This is a genomic window from Pantoea sp. SM3 (assembly GCF_000963995.1).
Classification (GTDB): Bacteria; Pseudomonadota; Gammaproteobacteria; order Enterobacterales; family Enterobacteriaceae; genus Pantoea; species Pantoea rwandensis_B.
In genome coordinates, this window is sequence record NZ_JZRD01000014.1 from 38,072 (window position 1) to 62,546 (window position 24,475).

General features: G+C 55.8%; 24 protein-coding genes. 7 read left to right on the forward strand and 17 right to left on the reverse strand.

From position 1 onward, the window contains the following. Positions 1-3: 3 nt before the first annotated feature. Positions 4-636, forward strand: a complete 633-nt coding sequence (locus VI01_RS09085) for a response regulator (protein ID WP_034825787.1) — start codon at positions 4-6, stop codon at positions 634-636. 195 nt (positions 637-831) lie between these two features. Next, positions 832-3,948 carry a multidrug efflux RND transporter permease AcrD gene (acrD, locus tag VI01_RS09090; protein ID WP_045814883.1) on the forward strand — a complete coding sequence of 1,039 codons (3,117 nt, stop codon included), beginning with the start codon at positions 832-834 and terminating at the stop codon, positions 3,946-3,948. 104 nt (positions 3,949-4,052) lie between these two features. On the opposite strand, the gene ypfM is transcribed toward acrD, so the two are convergent. Continuing rightward, a complete protein-coding gene (ypfM, locus tag VI01_RS25910; RefSeq protein WP_197079580.1) occupies positions 4,053-4,193 on the reverse strand; it encodes a protein YpfM in 141 nt (46 codons plus the stop codon). 326 nt (positions 4,194-4,519) lie between these two features. Between ypfM and VI01_RS09100 the strand changes: the two genes are divergently transcribed. From VI01_RS09100 to VI01_RS09110, 3 genes are read left to right on the forward strand one after another with little or no spacing between them, the layout of a single operon-like run. Next, complete coding sequence (locus VI01_RS09100) at positions 4,520-4,888, forward strand: ArsC family reductase (protein WP_045814885.1); 369 nt, start codon at positions 4,520-4,522, stop codon at positions 4,886-4,888. A 1-nt stretch (position 4,889) separates the two neighbouring features. Beyond that, entirely contained in the window at positions 4,890-6,017 is a 1,128-nt protein-coding gene (gene dapE, locus VI01_RS09105; protein WP_034825781.1) for a succinyl-diaminopimelate desuccinylase, read from the forward strand. A 25-nt stretch (positions 6,018-6,042) separates the two neighbouring features. Then, positions 6,043-6,231: a YpfN family protein gene (locus tag VI01_RS09110; RefSeq protein WP_034825779.1), complete on the forward strand. Its 189-nt coding sequence runs from the start codon at positions 6,043-6,045 to the stop codon at positions 6,229-6,231. A gap of 120 nt (positions 6,232-6,351) precedes the next feature. Here the strand turns inward: VI01_RS09110 and ypfH are convergent, their stop codons facing one another. From ypfH to dapA, 6 genes are all read right to left on the reverse strand, one after another. Next, positions 6,352-7,047 (reverse strand): esterase, encoded by a 696-nt coding sequence (ypfH, locus tag VI01_RS09115; RefSeq protein WP_045814886.1) that lies wholly within the window; start codon positions 7,045-7,047, stop codon positions 6,352-6,354. Positions 7,048-7,120: 73 nt separating this feature from the next. After that, on the reverse strand, positions 7,121-9,178 hold the full coding sequence (locus VI01_RS09120; RefSeq protein ID WP_045814887.1) for a tRNA(Met) cytidine acetyltransferase TmcA: 2,058 nt from the start codon (positions 9,176-9,178) through the stop codon (positions 7,121-7,123). Beyond that, complete coding sequence (locus tag VI01_RS09125) at positions 9,178-10,041, reverse strand: neutral zinc metallopeptidase (RefSeq protein ID WP_045814888.1); 864 nt, start codon at positions 10,039-10,041, stop codon at positions 9,178-9,180. The genes VI01_RS09120 and VI01_RS09125 overlap by 1 nt, the downstream gene beginning before the upstream one ends. A 223-nt stretch (positions 10,042-10,264) precedes the next feature. Further along, complete coding sequence (gene purC, locus VI01_RS09130; RefSeq protein ID WP_034825771.1) at positions 10,265-10,978, reverse strand: phosphoribosylaminoimidazolesuccinocarboxamide synthase; 714 nt, start codon at positions 10,976-10,978, stop codon at positions 10,265-10,267. Positions 10,979-11,122: 144 nt separating this feature from the next. Next, entirely contained in the window at positions 11,123-12,154 is a 1,032-nt protein-coding gene (gene bamC, locus VI01_RS09135; protein WP_045814889.1) for an outer membrane protein assembly factor BamC, read from the reverse strand. Between the two features lie 14 nt (positions 12,155-12,168). Further along, complete coding sequence (dapA, locus tag VI01_RS09140; protein WP_034825765.1) at positions 12,169-13,047, reverse strand: 4-hydroxy-tetrahydrodipicolinate synthase; 879 nt, start codon at positions 13,045-13,047, stop codon at positions 12,169-12,171. A gap of 110 nt (positions 13,048-13,157) precedes the next feature. Between dapA and VI01_RS09145 the strand changes: the two genes are divergently transcribed. Further along, positions 13,158-13,757 (forward strand): glycine cleavage system transcriptional repressor, encoded by a 600-nt coding sequence (locus tag VI01_RS09145; protein WP_369800279.1) that lies wholly within the window; start codon positions 13,158-13,160, stop codon positions 13,755-13,757. A 140-nt stretch (positions 13,758-13,897) separates the two neighbouring features. After that, positions 13,898-14,365, forward strand: coding sequence for a thioredoxin-dependent thiol peroxidase (gene bcp / locus VI01_RS09150; RefSeq protein ID WP_045814890.1), 468 nt, complete (start codon positions 13,898-13,900; stop codon positions 14,363-14,365). Between the two features lie 34 nt (positions 14,366-14,399). Here the strand turns inward: bcp and VI01_RS09155 are convergent, their stop codons facing one another. The 10 genes from VI01_RS09155 to VI01_RS09205 form a co-directional block, all read right to left on the reverse strand. Then, the gene (locus tag VI01_RS09155) at positions 14,400-15,467 is read right to left on the reverse strand and encodes an AI-2E family transporter (protein ID WP_038645487.1); all 1,068 of its coding nucleotides are present in this window, start codon (positions 15,465-15,467) and stop codon (positions 14,400-14,402) included. Positions 15,468-15,746: 279 nt separating this feature from the next. Beyond that, a complete protein-coding gene (locus tag VI01_RS09165) occupies positions 15,747-17,339 on the reverse strand; it encodes a diguanylate cyclase (protein WP_045814892.1) in 1,593 nt (530 codons plus the stop codon). Positions 17,340-17,504: 165 nt separating this feature from the next. Beyond that, positions 17,505-18,335 carry a phosphodiesterase gene (locus tag VI01_RS09170; RefSeq protein ID WP_045814893.1) on the reverse strand — a complete coding sequence of 277 codons (831 nt, stop codon included), beginning with the start codon at positions 18,333-18,335 and terminating at the stop codon, positions 17,505-17,507. 11 nt (positions 18,336-18,346) lie between these two features. After that, a complete protein-coding gene (locus VI01_RS09175) occupies positions 18,347-19,336 on the reverse strand; it encodes an ABC transporter ATP-binding protein (RefSeq protein WP_045814894.1) in 990 nt (329 codons plus the stop codon). Then, positions 19,333-20,145, reverse strand: a complete 813-nt coding sequence (locus VI01_RS09180; protein WP_034825754.1) for an ABC transporter permease — start codon at positions 20,143-20,145, stop codon at positions 19,333-19,335. Before VI01_RS09180 ends, VI01_RS09175 begins: the two co-directional genes overlap by 4 nt. Further along, positions 20,142-20,999 (reverse strand): ABC transporter permease, encoded by an 858-nt coding sequence (locus VI01_RS09185; RefSeq protein WP_045814895.1) that lies wholly within the window; start codon positions 20,997-20,999, stop codon positions 20,142-20,144. The genes VI01_RS09180 and VI01_RS09185 overlap by 4 nt, the downstream gene beginning before the upstream one ends. A gap of 2 nt (positions 21,000-21,001) precedes the next feature. After that, positions 21,002-22,006: an ABC transporter substrate-binding protein gene (locus tag VI01_RS09190; RefSeq protein WP_231638488.1), complete on the reverse strand. Its 1,005-nt coding sequence runs from the start codon at positions 22,004-22,006 to the stop codon at positions 21,002-21,004. Between the two features lie 39 nt (positions 22,007-22,045). After that, positions 22,046-23,041 carry a substrate-binding domain-containing protein gene (locus tag VI01_RS09195; RefSeq protein ID WP_038645473.1) on the reverse strand — a complete coding sequence of 332 codons (996 nt, stop codon included), beginning with the start codon at positions 23,039-23,041 and terminating at the stop codon, positions 22,046-22,048. A gap of 126 nt (positions 23,042-23,167) precedes the next feature. Then, the gene (locus VI01_RS09200) at positions 23,168-23,776 is read right to left on the reverse strand and encodes a DsrE family protein (RefSeq protein WP_038645471.1); all 609 of its coding nucleotides are present in this window, start codon (positions 23,774-23,776) and stop codon (positions 23,168-23,170) included. A 34-nt stretch (positions 23,777-23,810) separates the two neighbouring features. Then, entirely contained in the window at positions 23,811-24,416 is a 606-nt protein-coding gene (locus tag VI01_RS09205) for a DsrE family protein (RefSeq protein WP_038645469.1), read from the reverse strand. Between the last annotated feature and the right edge of the window lie 59 nt (positions 24,417-24,475).

Sequence of the window (24,475 nt, forward strand, 5' to 3'; positions counted from 1 at the left end):
TTTATGGCCCCCTCTTCCCTGACTATTATGATCGTTGACGATCATCCGCTGATGCGTCGTGGCATTCGCCAACTGCTGGCACTGGAACCGCGTCTGGAAGTGGTGGCCGAAGCCAACAACGGCACTGAAGCGCTGGCTGAAGCACGTCGCCTGTCGCCCGATGTGATATTGCTCGATCTGAACATGAAAGGCATGTCGGGTTTAGATACCCTGAAAGCCCTGCGCCATGAAGGGATCGCTTCGCGCATTTTGGTACTGACCGTTTCCGACGCGCGCAATGATATTTACGCCATGGTCGATGCCGGCGCTGATGGCTATTTGCTGAAAGACAGCGAGCCGGAATTATTGCTGGCGCAGGTCATGCGCGGTGCATTGGGTGAGAATGTGTTTAGTGAAGTGGTGGCAGAATATCTGGCAACGCGCCAGCCGAGCGCCAATCCTTTCAAACAACTCACCGAGCGTGAACTGGATGTGTTGCAGGAAGTGGCGCGCGGGTTATCCAATAAAGAGATTGCCGCCACCTTGCATATTTCCGAAGAAACGGTAAAAGTGCACATCCGCAATCTGCTGCGTAAACTGGATGTCCGTTCGCGCGTCGCCGCCACCGTGCTGTGGCTAGAGAGCCGCAATGTGTAGCAGCGCACAGAAAACCAGCACCACATTTACACTTTCTCCATAATTTATCCACGATTCTCTAATTTGCGCCGCGTACAGTAAGCAGCAGCAGGAGTTTTCGGGATAGCACCTTGCACTCCGCCGACGTGAAGCCAACTGCGCTTCACGTTTTACATAATAAAAGTAAAAAATACGCAGCTGAGGAGTGTCGGTTCCATGTCGAATTTTTTTATCGACCGCCCCATTTTTGCCTGGGTTTTGGCTATTTTGCTTTGTCTTTGCGGCACACTAGCGATCATCTCCCTGCCCATTGAGCAGTATCCCGATCTCGCACCGCCTAACGTGCGTATTACTGCCAACTATCCCGGTGCCTCTGCGGAAACGCTGGAGAACACCGTTACCCAGGTTATCGAACAGAACATGACCGGCATCGATAACCTGATGTATATGTCCTCCAACAGCAGTAACACGGGTCAGGCGCAAATCACCCTCACCTTTACCGCTGGCACCAATCCTGATGAAGCCCGTCAGCAGGTGCAAAACCAGCTGCAAACCGCACTGCGTAAATTACCCGCCGCCGTTCAATCTCAGGGCGTCACGGTGAATAAAACCGGTGACAGCAATATCCTGATGATTGCGTTTGTCTCTACCGACGGAAGTATGGACAAACAGGATATTTCAGATTATGTCGCCAGTAACATTCAGGATCCGCTGAGCCGCATCGATGGTGTGGGTCAGGTTGATGCCTATGGTTCACAATATGCGATGCGCATCTGGCTCGATCCCAACCAGCTGATTGCCTATGCACTCACTACCGATGACGTGGTGAAGGCGATTGAATCGCAGAATACACAGGTGGCCGTGGGTCAGGTTGGCGGCTTGCCGTCTGTGGATAAACAAGCGCTGAATGCCACCGTCAATGCACAGTCCATGTTGCAGACGCCAGAGCAATTCAAAGCCATTACCCTGAAAACCAACAGCGACGGTTCCGTGGTGACGCTGGGCGATGTGGCTGACGTGGCGATGGGGGCAGAAAAATACGACTTCCTCAGCCGCTACAATGGTCAGGCGGCGTCAGGTCTCGGCATTAAGCTGGCGTCTGGCGCTAACGAAATGAATACCGATAAGCTGGTGCGCGCGCGCGTAGAAGAGCTATCGCGTTACTTCCCGCACGGGCTGGAAGCCAAAGTGGCTTATGAAACCACGCCGTTCGTAAAAGCCTCGATCACCGATGTAGTGAAAACACTGCTGGAAGCGATTCTGCTGGTATTCCTGGTGATGTATCTGTTCCTGCAGAATTTCCGCGCCACGCTGATTCCGACTATTGCCGTACCGGTGGTGCTGCTCGGCACCTTTACGGTGCTGTATGCCTGTGGGTTCAGTATCAACACGCTCACCATGTTCGCGATGGTGCTCGCCATCGGCCTGCTGGTGGATGACGCCATCGTGGTGGTGGAGAACGTTGAGCGCATCATGAGTGAGGAAGGACTTTCACCGCGCGCCGCCACACGAAAATCGATGGGACAGATCCAGGGTGCGCTGGTGGGCATTGCGCTGGTGCTGTCGGCGGTATTCGTACCGATGGCCTTCTTCGGCGGCACCGTGGGCGCTATCTATCGTCAGTTCTCGATCACCATCGTGTCAGCGATGGTGTTGTCGGTGCTGGTGGCGATGATTCTGACGCCAGCCCTGTGCTCGACGCTGCTTAAACCCCTGGAACAAGGCCATCATCATGGACGTCGCGGCTTCTTTGGCTGGTTTAACCGTACTTTCAACGCCAGCGCGGAACGCTATGAGCGCGGTGTCGCGCGTATTTTGATGAAGAGTGGGCGCTGGCTGGTGCTCTATCTCGGCATCATCGGCGTGATGGCGTTTCTGTTTATCCGCCTGCCGACCTCGTTCCTGCCGCTGGAAGACCGTGGTGTATTCCTGACGCAGGTGCAGTTGCCGCCGGGCGCGACGCTAGAGCAAACCTCCAATGTGGTGGCGAAGGTCGAAAACTATTACATGACCGCCGAAAAAGACAACGTGCTATCGGTGTTCTCAACCATCGGCGCCGGTCCTGGTGGTAACGGCCAAAACGTGGCGCGCCTGTTTGTGCGCCTGAAAAACTGGGAAGAGCGCCCTGGCAGCGATCGTACCTCGTTCGCTATCATCGAGCGTGCCACCAAAGCCTTCCATAAGATCAAAGAAGGCCGCGTGATCGCTAGCAGCCCACCGGCCATCACCGGCATGGGCAGTTCCTCCGGTTTCGATATGGAACTGCAGGATCACGGCGGCATCGGTCATACCCAGTTGATGGCGATGCGAGACAAATTGCTGGAGCTGGCCGACAGCAATCCGGCCCTGTCTCGTGTGCGTCACAACGGTCTGGATGACAGCCCGCAGCTGCAGATTGATGTCGATCAGCGTAAAGCCCAGGCGCTGGGCGTTTCACTCGATACCATCAATGACACGCTGACCACCGCATGGGGTTCGACTTACGTCAATGACTTCCTCGATCGCGGACGTGTAAAAAAGGTCTATGTGCAGGCCGCAGCGGAATTCCGCATGCTGCCGGGTGATATCAATAAGTGGTACGTGCGCAACAGCAGCGGCACCATGGTGCCCTTCTCTGCCTTCGCCACCAGCCGTTGGGAGACCGGTTCGCCGCGTCTGGAACGTTACAACGGCTACTCTTCACTGGAGATTGTTGGCGAGGCAGCCAATGGCGTCAGTAGCGGCACCGCGATGGATGTGATGGAGAAACTGGTGGGGCAACTGCCCTTAGGTGTCGGCTTCCAGTGGACCGGAGCCTCTTATCAGGAACGTCTCTCCGGTTCACAGGCGCCTGCGCTGTATGCGATTTCGCTACTGGTGGTATTCCTGTGTCTGGCCGCGCTGTATGAGAGCTGGTCGATTCCATTCTCCGTAATGCTGGTGGTGCCGCTCGGCGTGGTGGGTGCGCTGGTGGCAACCTGGATGCGCGGACTCGAGAATGACGTTTACTTCCAGGTTGGCTTGCTTACCGTGATTGGTTTGTCGGCGAAGAACGCCATCCTGATCGTGGAATTTGCTAATGAGATCAACAGTAAAGGACGCGAGCTGATGGAAGCGACGCTGGAGGCTTCACGTCAGCGTCTGCGCCCGATTCTGATGACATCGCTGGCCTTTATCTTCGGCGTGCTGCCGATGGCGATCAGCAGCGGGGCGGGTTCTGGCAGCCAGCATGCGGTCGGAACGGGCGTCATGGGCGGCATGATATCCGCAACCGTGCTTGCTATCTTCTTTGTGCCGTTGTTCTTTGTGCTGGTGCGTCGTCGCTTCCCATTGAAAGACAAGCCGCACGATTAAAACCTGAGTCATAAAAAAAGCCGCTACGGAGACATAGCGGCTTTATTGCTTTGTGTGGTTAGAATTACAGCAAGTTGGGAATGCCCTGCTTTTCTCTTCGCGTATTACTTAGTGCGTAACATCGCTTCGATGAATTCTTTCCAGTTTCCCATTTCGGTGTCGACCATCGTACCCTCTCTTATTGTAGGGGTGATTCTACGCCGTTTTTTTCTACAGGTGAATACGTTTCCACCAGTTGTCACCATCGGTAAAAGCGCACAAAAGCGTCATTTTGCCGAAATTGCGTACTGACGCACATTTCAGCAACTCTTTATCACCACTGGAAAAAATCACTGATGTTATCAAAAGTCGCTTTTGCCAGATTAGGATAATTCTTAGCATCCTGATGATGCTGCTGGCGACTATTTATGACGTTAATGAAAACGTTTACTGGATCTAATAAGTAACTTTGATAACGCCAAAATAATCATGAAAAAACAAATAAATCGCTGTGCCCGCAGCCGTGAGGGTCACTGCCATGAAAGCGCTATGGTAAACTCGCGCTTTATTTTTCACAGGATGGGAACAGGCGATGACAGCGCAGTGGGTGATGTACGGAATTAAAAATTGCGACACCATAAAAAAAGCACGCAACTATTTAGCAGAATCCGGCACCGACTATCGTTTTCACGATTATCGCGTGGAGGGCATCGATGACGCGCTGCTGCAATCGTTTATCGATCAGCTTGGCTATGAAGTGCTACTGAATACGCGCGGCACCACCTGGCGCAACCTGCCGGAAGCGGAGCGTGTAGCCGTCACCGATGCGGCCAGTGCGAAAGCAGTGATGCTCGCCCAGCCTGCCATTATCAAACGCCCGGTATTGTCTGCCCCTAACGGTGACTTGCTGGTCGGTTTCAAAGATTCCCTTTATCACGCGTTTATCCAGGAGAAGTCATAACATGTTCTGTCCGGTCATTGAGCTGGCTCAGCAGCTTATTCGTCGCCCGTCACTGAGTCCGGATGATGCCGGTTGTCAGGCGCTGTTGGTGGCGCGTCTGGAAGCAATTGGCTTTACGGTCGAACAGATGCACATCGGCGATACGCTGAACTTCTGGGCCACGCGTGGTCAGGGCGAAACCCTGGCGTTTGCCGGTCACACCGATGTGGTGCCGCCGGGTGATGCCAACCGCTGGATCAGTCCGCCGTTTGAACCCTCAATTCGTGATGGCATGCTGTTTGGCCGTGGTGCTGCCGACATGAAAGGCTCGCTGGCGGCGATGGTGGTGGCCGCTGAACGATTTGTCGCCGCTAATCCGCAGCACAAAGGGCGTCTGGCTTTCCTGATCACTTCCGATGAAGAAGCCAGCGCCGTCAACGGCACGGTCAAAGTGGTAGAACGTCTGATGGCGCGCAACGAGCGCATGGATTACTGCCTGGTGGGCGAGCCTTCCAGTACCGAAATCGTTGGCGACGTGGTGAAAAACGGTCGTCGCGGTTCGATGACCGCTAATCTGACGATTCACGGCGTACAGGGACACGTCGCCTATCCGCATCTGGCCGATAACCCGGTGCACCGCGCGATGCCAGCCCTGAATGAGCTGGTGGCCACCGAATGGGATCAGGGCAACGAATTCTTCCCGCCCACCAGCATGCAGATTGCCAACGTGCAGGCCGGCACCGGCAGCAATAACGTGATCCCCGGTGAATTTTTCGTGCAGTTCAACTTCCGGTTCAGCACCGAACTCACCGATCAAATGATCAAAGAGCGCGTAGCCGCCCTGCTGGATCGCCATCAGTTGCGTTACACGCTGGAGTGGAATGTTTCCGGTCAGCCGTTCCTGACCTCACGCGGCAAACTGGTTGATGCCGTGGTAAATGCTGTCGCGCACTATAATGAAATTAAGCCACAGTTACTGACCACAGGCGGCACCTCAGACGGACGCTTTATCGCGCGGATGGGTGCGCAGGTTGTGGAACTGGGCCCGGTGAATGCCACCATTCATAAAATCAATGAGTGCGTGAAAGCGTCAGATTTGCAGATGCTGAGTCGTATGTACCAGCGCATCATGGAACAGCTGATCGCTTAAGTAAGCACGCTAAAGGAGCAATGGGATGGAATTCTTTAAAGAGTACTGGTGGATCTTAGTGATCCTGCTGATGGTCGGTATTTTAATGAACGTTTATAAAGACTTAAAACGTATCGATCACAAAAAGTTTATGGATAACAAACCGGATTTACCACCGCATCGCGACTTTAACGATAAATGGGATGATGACGACGACTGGCCGAAGAAAAAATAACTGCGGTTAATCTCCTCCCTGTAAACGTAGCGGCGCGATGCGTCGCGCATCGGATAGCGAATGGGCTACAGCAATGCGCGATTAATCTCGCCGTTACGTTAAAACGACTCTGGTTCGTCATCACATCATCATCACCACATCATCATCACCCGGTTTAGCGCCGCTCAGCGCCTCGTCGAAGTAGCGACGCGGGATGGTATAACGCAGGTGATTCAACGCCAGTTCCATGCTGCGATCGTCAATCGCGTGCGGCAAATCGTCCACCACATCGAGTGTCACATCACCGCCCAGCGCCGTTAAGCGCTGCATAGCGGCTTCAGCATGTTCCAGCGGAATCTGATCGTCATAATCGCCGTGGATCAGATGGATGGTATTGCGAGAGCTAACGCGCTCCGGCAGCGTGCTGTAGCGGCCGCTGAACACTATCGCGCGTCCTGCCAGATCCGCATGGGCTTTGACGCCTTCCAGCACCATGGTGCCGCCCTGAGAGAAGCCTACCAGTGCGGTGGCCTCCGGCCGAACACCCGATGCCTGTTGCCAATGGCGCACCGATTCGACAAACATCGGCATCACCGCATTGACGCCCTGCTGTTCTGATCGGTCATGCGCGGGAATATCCGCAAACCATTGGCGGCCCTGCGGCACGCTGCCAGGGTAAGGTGCACCCACCACTACCACCTGCGCTTCCGGAAACGCTTTCGCGAACCAGTTGCCGATTTGCGCCATCGAATCAGGATTGTCATTCACGCCGTGATAGAGCAAAAACAGCTGCGCAGCGTGCGTCGGTTGCTGAACAATTACATATCGTAGTGCCATAAGATCCTCCTCAAATCACTATACGCCGCTCAGGCGAGAGTGATATTGGGAAAATTTGAACGAGATAATGGATTTATTGCAACGATGCCAACTGCTGTCGCCACTGTTCCGCCTGGCGGGTATCGCACTGAATCAACGCCTCCGCCGTCTCCAGGCGTAAGCGTTGTATCAGGGCTTTACGGCCACTGAGACCCGCTTGCTGTGTTGCGGCACTCAGCGGTTGTTTTTGCACAAGGATGGCTTCGAGTATCGGTTGTGGTGATGCGCGCACCAGGCGTTGCAACGCGGCATAACTCGCCTCATACGGCCGCTGCGCCCAGGCAAATCCTGCCAACAGCGGCCAGTCATCCTTGCTCAGCGCCTGAGGGTGTTCAGTTGTCGTGAAGGGAAGATCAATAATGTCACGCAACCACACCGCGTCACGCGCAAATCGCTGTGCCGCTTGCTGCTGCAACTGTTCTCCGGCGGGCGTTAAGGCACGTATCGCCATCGCCGCATAGCAGCCACTGCTGGCTTCACGCTGTGAGCCAATGCGTACCAGAGTAAATCCACAGCGCTGCCAGAACTGCCACAGCGATGCGGTATAGCCAAAACTCACCGAAAGGAAATCGCATCCTTCCGCCTGCTGATGTGCCATGGCCACCAACGCGCTGCCCATACCGCGCTGGCGTTGTGCGGCTAACACGGCAATGCGGCTGATACGCTGCGATCGCAAGGTAGCGGCTTCTGCGAATCCCGCATGGGCTGCCAGTGACTGTGCGACCAGATTGCCGCGCGGACGGCGCAACCCCGCCCAGACGGCATCAGCCAGCGGCTTGTCTAACCCACCCTCTTCCACCAGCCACAGTGCGCCGACAATATTTTCTGGCGTTCCTGCCAGCCAGAAGCGCATGCCGGGGGCATCCAGCATGCGCCGCAGGTCAATTGGAGAAGTGCGATAGTGGGCGCTCGCCAGCAGACGGTAGCCCGCTTCCAGTGCCCCTTGTTCTGGTTTAGCCGGAAAAACCGAGATCTCACCGTTAAATTCGCTTTCTGCGGCATCCTCAAACAGCAGCGCCTGGCTTAGCCACTGCTCCAGCGGATCGTGCACTGACCAACGCAAGGGTTCATCGAGCTGGAAATGTTGCACCTGCGGCAAGGTGGCGCAGAAACGCAGCATAAAACCACGCCCGGTGCCTTCGTAACCCTGCACGGTGGTGATCATCAACACGCGAGGAAAACGCTGAATCAGTTGTTGTAACAACGGCGCTGGAATCGCAGCTGCTTCATCAACAATCAACCATTGCGCTGACCGCTCAGCGGTTGAAGCGAGAATGGCATCCGGCGCCATAAAATGAAAATGTTCACCGGCAAACGCCGCCAGCACGTCAGTGGAAACTTTGGCCGGTGCCGTCACCAGGCAGTGCTGATTCTGTTGCGCCAGCATCCCGGCCAGCGCCGATTTGCCCCGTCCGCGCGCGGCGGTGATCACCGCCACGCCAGAGGGCATCGCCAGCAACTGTTGCAGGATCCGCGCCTGCTGCTGCGGTGCCTGGCATTGCCAATCGGGTAAGTCCAGCAACGCAGATGCGTGCACAGGCTTCTGTTGATCCGGCAATGCAGGCGAGCGAACAAGTTGATACTGGTGCTGGTGCTGGTGCTGGTGCTGGTGCTGGTGCTGGTGCTGGTGCTGGTGCTGGTGCTGGTGCTGCAACATGACCTGCGGATCCTGCTCGATCAACCGCTGCAGATGGTGGATAAAATGAGGCGTGGCGATGGGTTCGGCGACATCGGCCCAGCGCAGGCTGTCGCAGTCCGGTTGCGTGGCCCAGTCTTGCCACGGCGGCGTCAGTAACAATAACCAGCTTCCCGCACGCAACGTGCCCGCCAACGCCGCTAACGCCTCCGCATGGAAACCGCTGCGCGCATCGAAAATCGCATGCTGGAATTCACGCCCCAGCAGCGTGCGCAGGGAAGCTGGCGCCACGCGTTGGGGGAAATCATCGCTGTCGCTCAGCGTGAGCCAGTCGCCGGGCAGCGCCGCACGCCACTCAACGGCCTGCTGCAGCGCCCAGTCAGCTTCACCGGCGATCACACACAAGCGACGAATGCCCGCTCGCTGCATCGCGGCGGTGATATCAACTAACGACATCAGTTGGCGGCAAAGGTGTTGCAGTCGCCCGGATTTCCGCTGTCAAAACCGCGTTTGAACCAGGTATAGCGCTGTTGTGAAGTACCGTGCGTGAAGCTATCCGGCACCACGCGGCCCTGGCTTTTCTGCTGTAGTCGGTCATCACCAATCGCTTCTGCGGTATCCAGCGCTTTCTTGAGATCGCCCACTTCCAGCATATTTTGCTGCTGCACATAATGGCCCCACACGCCGGCAAAGCAGTCTGCCTGCAACTCCATTTTCACCGACAGCTGATTGGCCTGTGCCTGAGTGGCACCCTGCTGCATCTGATGCACTTTAGGCTCGATGCCCAGCAGCTTCTGGATATGGTGGCCGACTTCATGGGCAATCACATAGCCCTGCGCAAAGTCACCGCCCGCACCCAGCTTGGTTTTCATATCATCGTAAAACGACAGATCGATGTAGACAGTTTGGTCCGCCGGACAGTAAAACGGCCCCATCGCCGACTGGCCAGTGCCGCAGCTGGTTGAGGTGTAGTTGCGGTACATCACCAGCTTAGGTGGCACATACTGTTTTCCCATTTTCTGGAACAGCGTGCCCCAGGTCTCTTCGGTGGTGGCGAGAATCACCTTAGTGAATTTGGCATCCTCATTATCCTGCGCAGAGTTCACCGGGCGCTGCTGCTGTTGTGTCACCGGAGTTCCCCCCTCCAGCAATGCGGTGAGGTCGTAACCGTAATAACCCGCCACGGCCACCACAATCAGCAGAATGATACCGCCCTTGCCGCGCGGAATGCGGATTTGCCGACCGCCGCCGCCCAATCCGGGTGAATCATTGCGACGATCTTCTACATTGTCGCTTTCACGACGACCTTGCCAGCGCATGGCTCGCTCCTGTTAAAAGGTTTTGCATGATTTTAGTTGGCGGCATCGCTAATCACCAGCGTTGCGGCGCTAGCGTCGCGAGATTGAGAGAAAGGAGGCGTATTAGATAACGTGCAGGCAGGGCAGAAACAGAAAAGGCCGCCAACGATGACGACCTTTCATTTATCATGACACCCTGTTTACAGTGCGCTGGAATGCGCACCAAAAAGATATCGCTGAAGACTTAATCCAGTTTCACACCCAGGCGGTGCGCCACTTCTTCATAAGCTTCGATCAGGCCGCCGAGGCTCTGACGGAAACGGTCTTTGTCCATTTTGTCCATGGTTTCTTTGTCCCACAGACGCGCGCCGTCTGGCGAGAACTCATCGCCCAACGTCACTTCACCGTTGAACAGACCGAACTCCAGTTTGAAGTCGACCAGGATCAGACCGGCGTCATCAAACAGTTTGCTCAGTACGTCGTTGGCTTTGAATGTCAGTTCCTGCATGCGCGCCAGATTGGCTTTGCTGACCCAGCCAAAGGTCTCGCAATAGGATTCGTTGACCATCGGGTCGTGTTTGGCGTCATCTTTCAGGAAGAGATCAAACAGCGGTGGATTGAGCAGCATGCCCTCTTCCACGCCCAGACGTTTTACCAGCGATCCTGCCGCACGGTTGCGCACTACGCACTCCACCGGCACCATCTCCAGCTTTTTGACCAGCGCTTCGTTATCCGACAGCAGCGCTTCCATCTGGGTCGGAATGCCCGCTTCCTGCAGTTTGGTCATAATGAAATGGTTGAACTTGTTGTTCACCATTCCTTTGCGATCAAATTGCTCGATTCGTGCACCGTCTCCTGCTGACGTATCGTTGCGGAATTCAAGTACCAGCAGATCCGGATTATCGGTGCTGTATACGGTTTTCGCTTTACCGCGATACAACTCAGCTCGCTTTTGCATCTCATTAACTCCAAACATGAAAGAACCCGTGTTCAGCGGTGTTTCACCGCGCGATGACTGCCTGACGCAATCGTTTACTTCGCCGGGCGCTATTATGCCAAATCCAAAACAAAAAGGCCGGAGAATCTCCGGCCCTTTGGCAATTTATTTGTTCAGTGCACCCTGGAACACCGCCACCAGCGCATCGTTCTGCGCCTGAGTGAGCACATGGCCCTTAGGATCAATGAACTGCAGACTGCTGCGGTTATCCAAATCACCCACCTGCAATTTGTAATCGCCGTTTGGCAGTTCAGGATCTTTCGCACCAATCGCGTCAAACGCGCTGCTACCCGGCTGCTTGTAGGTCACTTTCAGACTACCCTGCGAGCGGTTGTCATCGGTCACTTCCATGCCCACACGCTTCAGCGCCGCTGGCAGACGCTGCCAGGTGACGTTAAACGGTGAACGCAGCACCAGCAGTGGCAGACCGGTATCATCTGCACCGCTCTGGACGTCAATCTGTCCAGTCGCACGGCCTGCAGCGGCATCGGCGCTGGCGGTATCAATCTTATCCAGACCGGTACTGATGTCGTTCAACATCTGGCCGGTATAGCGTTGGATCTGCGCAGGTGCAGTCACCGTCTCACCTTTCTGCTGCAATTCCAGCAGACGAACCGTCAGCACCTGCTGATAGCTCTGGTTTTGTACGCTGATCTGGTAGCGACCGCGATACTGGTTATCTTCATCCGCACGGTTCCACTGCACCCAATCGGTGGTCAGCTGCTGCCCAGCATCATCACGCTGTGCAATCGGGAACTTGTAGGACTGGATCACATTCACCACCTGTGACCAGATAGAGCCACGGCTGCTCTCAACCGCCAGCACTCCGGTATTACCGGTGAACTGTGCACGCGTGCCGTTCAGCAGCGCCAGAGGTTGAGCCGGAGGACGAATATCCAGTTCTTTACCTACTGCACCCTTCGCAACAGTGTGCGGCACATCGTAATCGCCATTCTGCAGAGGCAGAATCATCCCCGCCGGGGCTTTTAAATCATGCAGTTCAGGCGCCTGCAGGTAAGATTCATCACCGCTGACCTGGCGCTTATAACGCTGATCGCTGGAACAAGCTGTTAGCAGCATCAGGGTGGACACGCCCACCACGGTTGCCAGCGTCGAGCGCTTAACTGAATAACTCATTGATTCTCCCTAATTTATCGCAGACCCGCTTTAATCAGCGCCTGAGCCGTTTTCGCCTGACCGGCTTCGGTCAGTGGCGTCATCGGCAAGCGCAGCGTGTCATCCGCGATTAATCCTAGCTGTTTCGCTGCCCATTTAACCGGGATTGGATTGGGTTCACAGAAAAGCGTCTGGTGCAGGTGCATCAGACGCTGATTCAGGCGACGCGCTTCGGCAAAATTACCCTGTTGCGCCAGCGCACAGAGTTCTACCATTTCACGCGCTGCAATGTTGGCTGTAACCGAGATTACGCCTTTGCCGCCCAGTTGCATGGAGTCCAGTGCTGTCGCGTCATCGCCGCTGACAATAATGAACTCATCATTAACCAGCTCTTGGATCTGAGAAATACGCGATAAGTTCCCGGTGGCCTCTTTGATTCCGATAATATTTTTAATTTCGGCCAGGCGAGCCACGGTTTCTGGCAGCATGTCGCAGCCAGTACGTGATGGGACGTTATACAGCATCTGCGGCAGATCGGTGCTTTCGGCAATCGCTTTGAAGTGCTGGAACAGACCTTCCTGGGTTGGACGGTTGTAGTAAGGCGTCACGGTCAGACAACCCACCACACCGGTGCCGGTAAAGCGCTTCGTGAGAGAGATACCTTCAGCAGTGGCATTGGCGCCGGTTCCGGCAATCACCGGGATACGGCCATCCGCCAGCTCCAGGGTCTGCATCACCACATCGCCATGTTCTTCATGGCTGAGGGTAGCGGATTCGCCGGTGGTGCCAACAGAAACAATCGCCGCGGTGCCGCTGGCAACATGATAATCAATCAGTTTTTTCAAACTCTCGCGGCAGACATTACCTTTTTCATTCATTGGCGTAATGAGCGCAACAATACTTCCGGTGAACATGGGCTATCCCCTCGACAAACAAGTGCCTCATGTTACGTTTTACCTCGAAAGAAAAGCAAGCGAGCCAAGCCATTCCTACCCTTGTCAGCAGTTTTTTTTATGTTTACCTTATGGTTATTAGCGAACGTACAGGAAATACCATTTTGTCGCAGTCACAGCCGCACCATCTGGTGATCACCGCATTGGGCGTTGATCGTCCGGGTATCGTCAATACCATCACTCGCCACGTCAGTAGCTGCGGCTGCAATATTGAAGACAGTCGTCTGGCGATGTTAGGTGATGAGTTCACCTTCATCATGCTGCTTTCGGGGAGCTGGAACGCGATAACCCTGATTGAATCTACGCTGCCGATGAAAGGGGCTGAGCTGGAACTGTTGATTGTGATGAAGCGCACCAATGCGCGCGTCACCCCGCCGATGCCCGCCACGGTATGGGTGCAGGTGGAAGTGCCGGATTCTCCTCATCTCATTGAGCGCTTTACCGATCTGTTCGACAAACACCAGATGAACATTGCCGAATTGGTGTCGCGTATTACCCCGGCACAGGAAGGTGTCCCACCAACACTGTATATTCAGATGACGGCACACAGCCCGGATAATCAGGCCAGCGCACCGTTTGAACAGGCCTTCAACAATCTGTGTGAAGAACTGCATGCACAAGGCTCAATTCGTCTTTATAGTGTCACCGACGATGCCAACAACACCCTGTAAACTAACGCCGGGTTATTTCTCCACACACTCTGCCATACGGCATACCGTGTAGTGAAATAACCCAGAGGGTGGCACCCGCTGGGGCTTTTTGCCGCGAGGGTGTATTACCCACAGCATGAAGAAAAAAATGGAGAGTTGTGATGAATCCACTGAAAGCCGGTGATACCGCACCGAAATTTAGCTTGCCCGATCAGGACGGCGAACAAGTAAATTTGGCCGACTTCCAGGGACAGCGCGTTCTGGTCTATTTCTACCCGAAGGCCATGACGCCGGGTTGCACCGTTCAGGCCTGTGGTCTGCGCGACAACATGGATGCGTTGAAAACCGTGGGCGTGGAAGTGCTGGGCATCAGCACCGATAAGCCTGAAAAACTGTCACGCTTCGCCGAAAAAGAGGTGCTGAACTTCACCCTTTTATCTGATGAAGATCACCAGGTCTGCCAGGAATTCGGTGTCTGGGGTGAGAAAACCTTTATGGGTAAAACCTATGACGGTATCCACCGCATCAGTTTCCTGATCGACGGCAACGGCAAAGTTGAGAAAGTCTTCAACGACTTCAAAACGTCGAACCACCACGACATCGTGCTGGATTATCTGAAGTCAGCATAAAACAAAACGGGTGCACAATGTGCACCCGTTCTCTTTACCCCTGCTGATGCTCCAGCGCCGTTTCCGGCCAGGCGCGCACCACCGCCTTGATTAACGTCGCCAGCGGGATAGCAAAGAACACGCCCCAAAAGCCCCACATCCCGCCAAAAATCACCACCGAAAGAATGATCACCAGCGGATGCAAGTTGACGGCCTCTGAGAACAGAATCGGCACCAGCACATTACCATCCAGCGCCTGTACCACCAGATAAACGATAAACATCGTCCAGAAATCAGTGCCTAAGCCCCACTGGAACAGACCGACGCCAATCACCGGAATCGTGACCACCATGGCGCCGATGTAGGGGATCAACACGGAAATCCCTACCAGCACCGCGAGCAGCAGCGCGTAGTTGAGCCCTAAGACCAGGAAGGCAATCCAGGTGACAAAACCTACCGCGACCATTTCCAGCACTTTGCCGCGAATGTAGTTGGTGATTTGCTGATTCATCTCCTGCCAGACCACGCCCGCCAGACCGCGATTGCGCGGTAATACACGGCGCACGGCATTGAGCATCTGCTCTTTATCTTTCAGCAGGAAAAACACCATCAGCGGCACCAGCACCAGATAGATCATCAGCGTCATCAGCCCCACCAGCGAGGCCAGTGAGTACTTCACTAATGATTCCCCCAGCCCGGTCAGGCGACTACGCAGATTCTCAACGATGATGTCGATGATGCCCGCATCCACCAGCGCCGGAAAACGCTTTGGCAATCCGGCGGCATACACATAGAGCTTGTTCAGCATATTCGGTAGATCACGCAGCAAGTTGATGCCTTGCTGCCAGGCTACTGGCGCGACAATCAACACCATCACCAGCAAAATACCGGCAAAAACAATCAGTACCATGCTGGTGGCACAGGTGCGGCTGCATCCCAGGCGCTGTAATCGAACGGTTGGCCACTCCAGCAGATAAGCCAGCACCAGCGCGACCAGCAACGGTGCCAATAAACCACTGAAGAAAAACAGGATACAGAACGCCATCAGCAGGATCACCAGCAGGCCAATCGCCTGCGGATCGCTAAAGCGACGTTTGTACCATTGGAAAAGCAGTGCCAGCATTTCACTTCCTTGACGCCAAAAACGGGATGATGATTGTACAGAAATTTACGGCGAAAACCTGATGTGCATAAACCTGCATCTTAAGAAACCCGATGAGGATCTGCGCTGAGGTGCAGGCGGCAATGCCTGCGCAGCTAGCGTCCAATCGAGCCTGATAAATCACTCGATAATGTGCGTTAATGCATACCGGATAAATTGCAGAATCTTGTGCGTCTGCGCACACCGGATAAATCCTGCACGCTGGTGATAGGGCCGCCATTTAGGTCGCCCCTTGCGGCACTAGCGGGTAATACTGCTCACCAGCGCGTCCTGGCCGGCAATCATCACACAGTTACGTCCGGCATTTTTCGCCTGATAGAGTGCAGCATCCGCCTGTTTCAGGCTCACATCTTGCGGCTCGTTATCGGCTTCCCAATGTGCGATGCCCACTGAGAGCGTGATATGCCCAACATGGTCAATCCAGCTCTCGGCAATGCTGGTGCGCACGCGCTCGGCAATCACCCGCGCTTCTTCCGTCGAGGTGGCTGGCAGCAGCATCAGAAACTCCTCGCCGCCGTTACGGCACACCACGTCGGTCTGGCGCGCACTGTTACGCAGGGTTCGCGCCACCTGTTTGATCACTTCGTCACCGACATCATGGCCGAAGTTGTCATTCACCCGCTTGAAATGGTCGATATCCAGCGCCAGCACCGCAAAGGGCTGACGCATGGTTTCGAAGTAATCCAGCACCGCACTCAGGCCCCGGCGGTTAAGCAAACTGGTCATCGGATCGGTTTGTACTTCCGATTTCAGCCGACCGATTTTGTCCTGTACCAGTCCGATCCCGGTGAGCAAGGCGCGCTTCACCTGAGCCGCTTCGAAGTACCAGGCACGAATGCCGCCAATTTCACCCGATACGCCCTGGGTATCCATCTGACTGGCTTTACGCGCCAGCTGCCACAGCGGTAAGGCAATCAGACGGGCGAAGATCACCGCCATTAGTAAGGTCAGGAGCGCAAACGGCACAGAGTTTTTCAACACTTTCAGCAGCAAACCAGAGAGCGGTTGCAGGGTGACGTCCGTTGGCTTAAGTGCCACCACCATCCAGCCGGTGGTTGGCACGATGGCGTAACCCGCCAGTTTCGCCGTATCCTCTTCTTTGACCTGCACCTCGCCATTGGTGCTCTCATTGCGTTGACGCTCGCTGACGATTTCCGGTGCAGTTTTGCCTATCAGCTGACTGTTCTGGTGATAAAGCACCTGATTGTTGCGATCCAGTACATAGACGCGCGTGCCATCCCGGTAGAATTGCTCACCGAGTAAGGCATTAAGAATACTTTTCTTCTTCAGATAGATGGTGCCGCCCACATAGCCGAGGTAACGCCCTTCGTTGCTCCAGATCGGCCAGGAGACAAACACAATCAGATTGTTGGCCGCTGAAATTGTCGGCTTACTCACCATCGGTTGACGCTGTGCCAGCGCCTCCCGTGAAGCCTGACTGGTGAGCTGCATACCTTTAAGCATCAGTGACTCAGGCGAAATCGCTTTGACTATCCCATTGGTGTCGACCACGGCAACGGAATTAAAGCTATTGGTTTGCTCACGCAGACGGTTCACTTCCTGCTGCGCCAGCTCCGGATTATCAAAATCCTTGCCTAATTGGGTCGCGCTGTAATGCAACTGCGACTGCGCCAGCTGGAAAAAGACTTCTGTCGTCGCGGCGAGTTTAGTGGCATAGGCGCGGTTGGCCTCAAGGGTGCTTTCGATGAGCACCATACGCTGCACGCGCCAGGTGGCGTACAAGGTATTGGCGAGCGTAATGACGATGCTGGTGATTGCCAGCAACGCAATCAGCGTACGCAGGTCAGTTTTTGGCCGGATGCGCATCAGCATGACGCAACCGCCCTGGTGTGAAAATTCATTATTCGCGTGCCTGACAATATAGTTATAGTTGGACTAGCTACCCCTGGTGAGGGAACCGCCAATTGTACACCTGCAAACCAAATTGAGCACGAACCATCCTGTCAGACACGCGTAATTATTCAGCAAACGTTGGCGCTAATCGATCAGACCATTCGCATCATAGAACGGCCACGGGCCTGGATAATCGCCGATAGCGCAATGGTGCGTCGTCATACCTTGCTGAGGATGCCAGCGATGTAGCAGGAAACCCGGCGGCTCCAGCACGAAATTCGCCGGACCATTTTCAGACAAATCAAAGGCCACCTGATGCGACACGCCTGGCGCAACGCAGGCTATCGTACCGGCAAAGCGCGCCTGCACCGAACGATGCAGATGGCCGCTCAGCACACGTTCAACCTGCGGATGCTGGCGGATAATCGCCGCCAGCGCGTCGGGATTGCGCAGCGGCTGCTTGTCCATATGACCAATGCCGGAGATCAAGGGTGGATGGTGCAGCATCACCAGCGTGGGTAATTGTGGCTCGCGCTCCAACTGCTCTTTCAGCCAGGCCAGCTGCGCTTCATCCACGTAACCCCACGGCTGTTGCGGCACGCTGGAATCCAGTGCCAGCAGCTGCACTCCTTTCACCTGCGCCTGCCAGTTCAGGGTTTCGCCACGTTGCAGATAGTGGTGATCCGGGAACGCCGCGCGTAACTGCTGGCGATCGTCGTGGTTGCCCGCCATCAGCATGTACGGCAGTTGCAGACGACGCAGCGCCGTCCGCAGCGTTTGATACTCTTCTGCGGTGCCAAAATCCACCAGATCGCCGGTGATCACCACAATATCCGGGCGAGGCGTCAAACGATTCAGGGTGTCGATGACCCGCAACAGCGCCGCCTGGGTGTCGACTTTTTTGTAAGACAGGCGACCGTTCGCCTTGATGTGTAAATCGCTAATTTGCGCGATCAGCGTCAATGCTTCAGACACGAATTTCTTCCTCAGGATGCAGAAAATTGCAGGGCGGCGTCTTGCGCCAGCGTCCAGCTCACCGGTTGCCCGGCATGCCAGGCTTCACGCGCATGGCGATCGACCTGAATCGGCATTGCAAGGCCGATGTCGATCATCAGCCGCTGCGACGCGCCTAAAAAGGTGCTGGCAAGGATAAAGCCCTGGCGTGCGTAGCGATTATCATCGGCGAGTAGCACATCTTCCGGACGACAGAAGCGCTGAGGATTGCCGCGCTTATCCACATCGACGCAGTTAATCGCCCCGACAAAATCCGCGACAAACTTCGAAGCAGGATGCTGATAGATATTCTGTGGCGTATCGATCTGCACCAGACGCCCCTGCTCCATCACCGCGATGCGATCGCCGAGCGCCATGGCTTCTTGCTGATCGTGCGTGACGTACACGGCGGTGATCGCCAGTTTCTTCAATAAGGTGCCGATTTCCAGGCGCAGGCGATCGCGCAGACGTGCATCCAGCGCAGCCAGTGGCTCATCAAACAGCAGTACTTTGGGTCTGGCTGCCAGCGCACGCGCCAGCGCCACACGCTGTTTCTGTCCGCCGGAAAGCTTATCAATGCTGCGTTGCGACAAGGCGCTGAGATCCACCAGCTCCAGCATCTCCTGCACGCGCGCTTCACGCTCGGCACGCGCCACGCCCTGCACTTTCAAGCCGTAAGCCACGTTCTCGGCAACGTTAAGATTGGGAAACAGCGCATAGTTCTGGAACACCATGCCAACGTTGCGTTTCTCAATCGGCAACGCGGTGACGTTACGATCGTCGAACCACACCTCGCCGCCCGCATCGCAGCGCTCAAGCCCGCTGATGATGCGCAAGGTGGTGGTTTTTCCGCAGCCAGAAGGCCCGAGCAACACCAGGGTTTCCCCGGGATTCACGGTCAGATCGAGCGGATGCAGTGCCAGTTGGTGATTGAAGTGACGTGAACAACCGCGCAGCGTCACGGTAACGGCCGCAGGATTCATGCCGCCTCCTTGTTTTGGCGCGATACCGCGCGGTTAAGCCAGTGATTCACCGCATTCAGCATCAGCAGCAGCGGCAAGATCATCAGAATGAAAATCAGCGTATAAGCGGAACCCACTTCCAGTCGCATCGAGGCGTAACTGTCCGCAAGGCCGACCGGCAGGGTTTTGGTCAGCGGCGTATGCAGCATCCAGGTGATGTTGAACTCCCCTACCGACAGGGTGATGACCATAAAGGCACCGGCCAGAATGCCGTTGCGGCAGTTGGGCACCACCACGGTAAAGAAGCGCTGCCACAGGCTGGCACCGAGGCTGGCGGAAGCTTCTTCCAGACGCGGCATATCGATCGCCTGCATCACCGCCAGCACCGGTCGCATCATAAACGGCAGCGTGAACAGCACGTGACCAATCAGAATAAACACCCAACTGTCACGCAGGCCGGAAAACTGGCCGTAAAGCAGAATGATGCCGAGCGCAGTGGCTAAGCCGGGCAGCGCCACGGGCAACATCAGGCACTCTTCAATACGTGCTGCCCAGCGACCGGGCGCTTTCAATAAACCCCACGCGGCTGGCACGCCAATCACCAGAGTGACCAGCAAGCAGAACAGCGCTATCAGCAACGACAGCCAAAAGGTGTCGGCATACATTTCCCACACTTGCTCAACCCATTTCAGGGTCAAACCGCTGCGCAGGCCGATAAAGTAGTTATTGGTGACACCTGCCAGCATCGACAGCACCACCGGCACGATCATAAACAGCGCGGTGAGCGTGGTGACCAGCAGCTGCAGGCTAAACAATCCGCGACGATTCATGCTGCCCCCTTGTGTGCCAGACGGCGCGCCAGCATGAGCGCCAGCCAGGCGACCGCGCCCATGACCACTGACAGCGCCGCCGCCGTAGCGAAGTTAGCGTAGTTCGTAAATTCGCCATAAATGGTCAGCGGTAACACCGCCAAATTGGTGCCGAGGGTAAAAGCGGTACCAAACGCGCCCATGCTGGTGGCGAAACAGAGTGCGCCGGTCGAGAGCAACGCCGGCTGCAAACCCGGCACAATCACATCCCAGGTAATTCGCCACTGGCTGGCGCCGAGTGAACGTGCCGCCTCTTCCAGCGAACGGTCAAGTTTTTCACTGGCCGCAACAAGCGTGACGATGGCGCGCGGCAGCGAGAAATAGAGATAGCCAATAAACAGGCCGGTCAGTGAGTAAGCCAGCGTCCAGCGCTCGTGCACCAGGCTCATGCTAATTTGCGCCAGCAAGCCCTGACGGCCAGCCAGCATCACCACCAGAAAACCGACCACGACGCCGGGAAAGGCCAGCGGGAAGGTCAACAAGGCGAGCAAAGTGCCGCGCCCCGCAAAGCGTTGACGCGCCAGAAAACAGCCGACAACAGCGGCAATCACCAGCGTCACGAGCGTGACAGCCAATGACAACAACACGGTATTCAACAGACTGAACAGGTAATTGGGCTGACTGATCACCGTCCAGTAGCCACTGTGCTGTGTGGTGCGATCGTTCTGCATACCGATTTGCAGCAGACGGGCAAATGGCAGCAGCCAGAAGGCACAGAAAAACAGCAGTGCGGGCAGCGTCAGCCACAGCCAGCGGCTGCCCGGCAAAGTGCGAGCCTGGCGGCGTGAAGCCGCCAGGGTGTCGGAAATCGACATGATCAGTGGATCTCGCTCAGGTACTTAGCAGAGAAGGCTTTCTGCGCATCGGCCATCTGCTGATAGTCGACGGTTTGGGCGCGGGCGTAGTCGCTATCCGGCAGGAAGAATTTTTTCGCTTCGGGTGACATCGCTGAAGTACGCACTGGTCGCAGGAAGGCATTGGCCCAGATCCCCTGACCTTTGTCCGACAGCACATAATCGATCACTTTCTTGCCGTTGGCTTCGTGTGGCGCGTTCTTCACCAGGCTGATGACATAAGGAACGGTCACTGTGCCCTCTTTCGGGATCACAAACGCGACGTTGGCGTGATCTTTATATTTGGCGCGATAAGCATTGAAGTCGTAGTCGAGCAGAATCGGGATTTCGCCAGAGAGCAGGCGCGCGTAGGCAGTTTGCTTCGGTACGATTGGCTGGTTGGCCTGCAACTTCTTAAACCAGTTCAGTGCAGGCGTGAAGTCCTGCATGTTGCCGCCTTTCGCCTGGTTGACCGCTACCGCCGCCACATAGCCGACAAAGGCACTGGCCGGATCGAGGTAGCCAATCATCCCTTTGTACTCTGGTTTCAGCAGGTCATCCCAGGATTGTGGCACTGGCGCGCCGCCGAGCGCATCCACGTTGACCATAAAGCCAATGGCGCCCGAGTGCAGCGCGACCCATTTACCGTTCGGATCTTTCATTCCGGCTGGGATGTCATCCCAGTGTGCGGGCTTATAGCCGGTGATGACGCCCGCGCTGTCGGCCTGGATGCCGAAACTGACGCCGTAATACACCACATCTGCCACCGGATTGCCTTTCTCCGCCACCATTTGCGCCAGCGCCTGGCCGGAGTTTTTGTTGTCTTGTGGCACGGTGATGCCGGTATCTTTGGCAATGGCTTTGAGCTGTGTGCCCCAGTCAGCCCACTCGGGCGGACAGTTGTAGCAGATCGCGGTTTCGGCGGCCTGCGTCATCATACTGAACAGCGAACCGGCGGTCAGCGCGATCGCTCCTGCAAAAATTTTCATTTTTCGTTGGAATTTCATGGTGGTTCCCTGGTGTTGGTATCAAAAAGCGGTGGCTGGCGCGGCGATACTCTCACCGCTCCGCAACCGATGGGCCAGCACGCGGGTGCCGCGACTGGCTTGTTGTAACAACATATCGATGGCACAGGCACCGAGCATGTCGGCTGGCTGAGTGACGCTCGCCAGTGACGGCGCAATCTGCTCGCCAATATCGATGCCGTCGAAGCCCATCACCGAAAGTTGCTGCGGGATGCGTACACCGGCACGCGCCGCCGCACCAATCAGGCTGATGGCGAGCAAATCATTGGTACAAATCACCGCCGTCAGCGGTGCTGCGCCCTGCAACTGCGGTTGCAGCAGCGCGAAATCAGAATGGGTATGGCTGGTCATCTCAATCACCGGCAGCGCAGACAGCCCGGCGCTGTGCATAGCGTCGCCATAGCCCTGATAGCGCAGGCGCGCACGATCCGATTGCAGCATCGGCCCGGCGACCATACCGATATGGCGATGCCCGAGAGACAGCAAATGTTCTGTGGCTTCACGCATCGCCTGGCGGTTGTCGACGCAAATGGCGGGCCAGTGACTTTGCTGAGGGACGTTGTGCGCCAACACAAATGGCATGCTGGCTTCATGCAGCGTAGTCAGGACCGCGCTGTTATCCGCATCGGCCACGGTCAACACCAATCCCGCCACACGCTGGCGCAGCATATGTTCGACAATCGCCGCTTCACGCTCTGGCTGGTAATCACTGGTCGCCACCAGCAAACCGTATCCGGCCGCACGCGCCTGACGCTCCATCGCCTGTAACTGGCGTGAGAAAATCGGGTTAAGCAGCGAAGGTAGCAGCACACCCAACGTGGTGGAGCTTTGCGTACGCAGTTGACGTGCAATGTGATTGGGGCGAAATCCGAGTTGCTCTGATGCCGCCAACACCTTTTCCAGCGTGTCAGGCCGCAACAGATGGGGATCAGAAAATGCGCGTGCGGCGGTAGCGCGAGATACGCCAGCCAGCTTTGCCACACTGATTAAATCGGACATGTTCGCCTCGTGAATGAGCAATGAGATCGATCTCATTGGCGCTTAAAGTAGCGGCGAACTGTGACAGCAACATCGCGGAGAGATGACGAAAAAATGACAGCAGCGCGAACTGCTGTCAGGCGGGGATTACAACATCAGGAAGGCGTAACCTTCGTTTTGCAACGAGGCAACCGTGGTACCGCTGGAGAGGGTGTGCGTCACGCGGGTATCGATCCAGTCCCGCTGTAGCTGATGGAAGGCCACCGACTGATCGCAGATGGTCACCTTCACTCCCGCCTGCTTTAACTCATCGATCAATTTCAGGTTCGGGTTATCTGTGCCGTAAGCTTTGCGGAATTGATCGTTATTCAGCGCGGCAGGCACGGCATCGCTGTTGATTGACACCACAAAATTCAGCTGATTGAGCGGCACCCCGGCAGCGTAATAAAGGTTGGTGACACGCGCCACGCGTTCCAGCCCGAGGTTAGGTTGACGCACATCCCCTTCCGTGCGGTTGATCTGAAAAACGATCTTATTGCTCAGGCCTGGCGTATTCGCGGGGTTGTAATCCGGCGTATTCACAAAATGGATTTTGCCGTAGCCCGCGATGGCTGGCGTGCTCCAGAAGTCCGCTGGCTCGCTTTTGTTGTCAGCAAACTTGCTGCTGACTTTATCCACCAGCTCTGGAAGCTGTAACACATTACCGCCCACGAAACCCGCCAGTGCGGCGATGACAATATAGGACGCTGGACGCATTTCACTTCTCCTCGATAGAAGACCCTAAGCCCAATTACATTTGCAGGAAGGCATAACCCTGATTTTCCAGCGTCGACACCGTGGTCGGACTGGACAACGCATGAATAACCGATTGATCAATCCAGTCTTTCGGGAAGTGATGGAACGCCACTGACTGATCGCACACCGACACTTTGACGCCTAATTTGTTGAGCTCCCCGATCAGCGCCAGGTTGGGGTTGTCAGCTTTGTAGAATTGCTGGAAATGCGCGTTATCCAGCATGGCAGGCGTGGCATCACCGGTCACAGAGACCACAAAGTGCAACTGATCGGCCGGCACGCCTGAAGCGATGTAGAGGTTGACGACGCGGGCGACGCGCTCCAGCCCAAGATTAGGCCGCTTCATGTCCCCTTCGCTTTTGGTGATTTGAAACACCACTTTGTTGCTCAGCCCGACGACCGGTTTAAAGGCGGCATCAGATTCGTAATGGATTTTGCCGTAACCATCGATAGCAGGCGTGCTCCAGAACCCGTCCGGATCGGTTGGCTCGGCAGAAAAATGGCTCACCACTCGCTGATAAATATCATCACTTTTGCTGACGGTGGCGCCAACAAACCCACCCACGATCGCAATCAGGGCGTAAGAGACAACAGAACGCATAAAAACTCTCCGGCATGCACTGCGCTAATTCACAGTCCGTTTGAATAAAGTGCCTTATC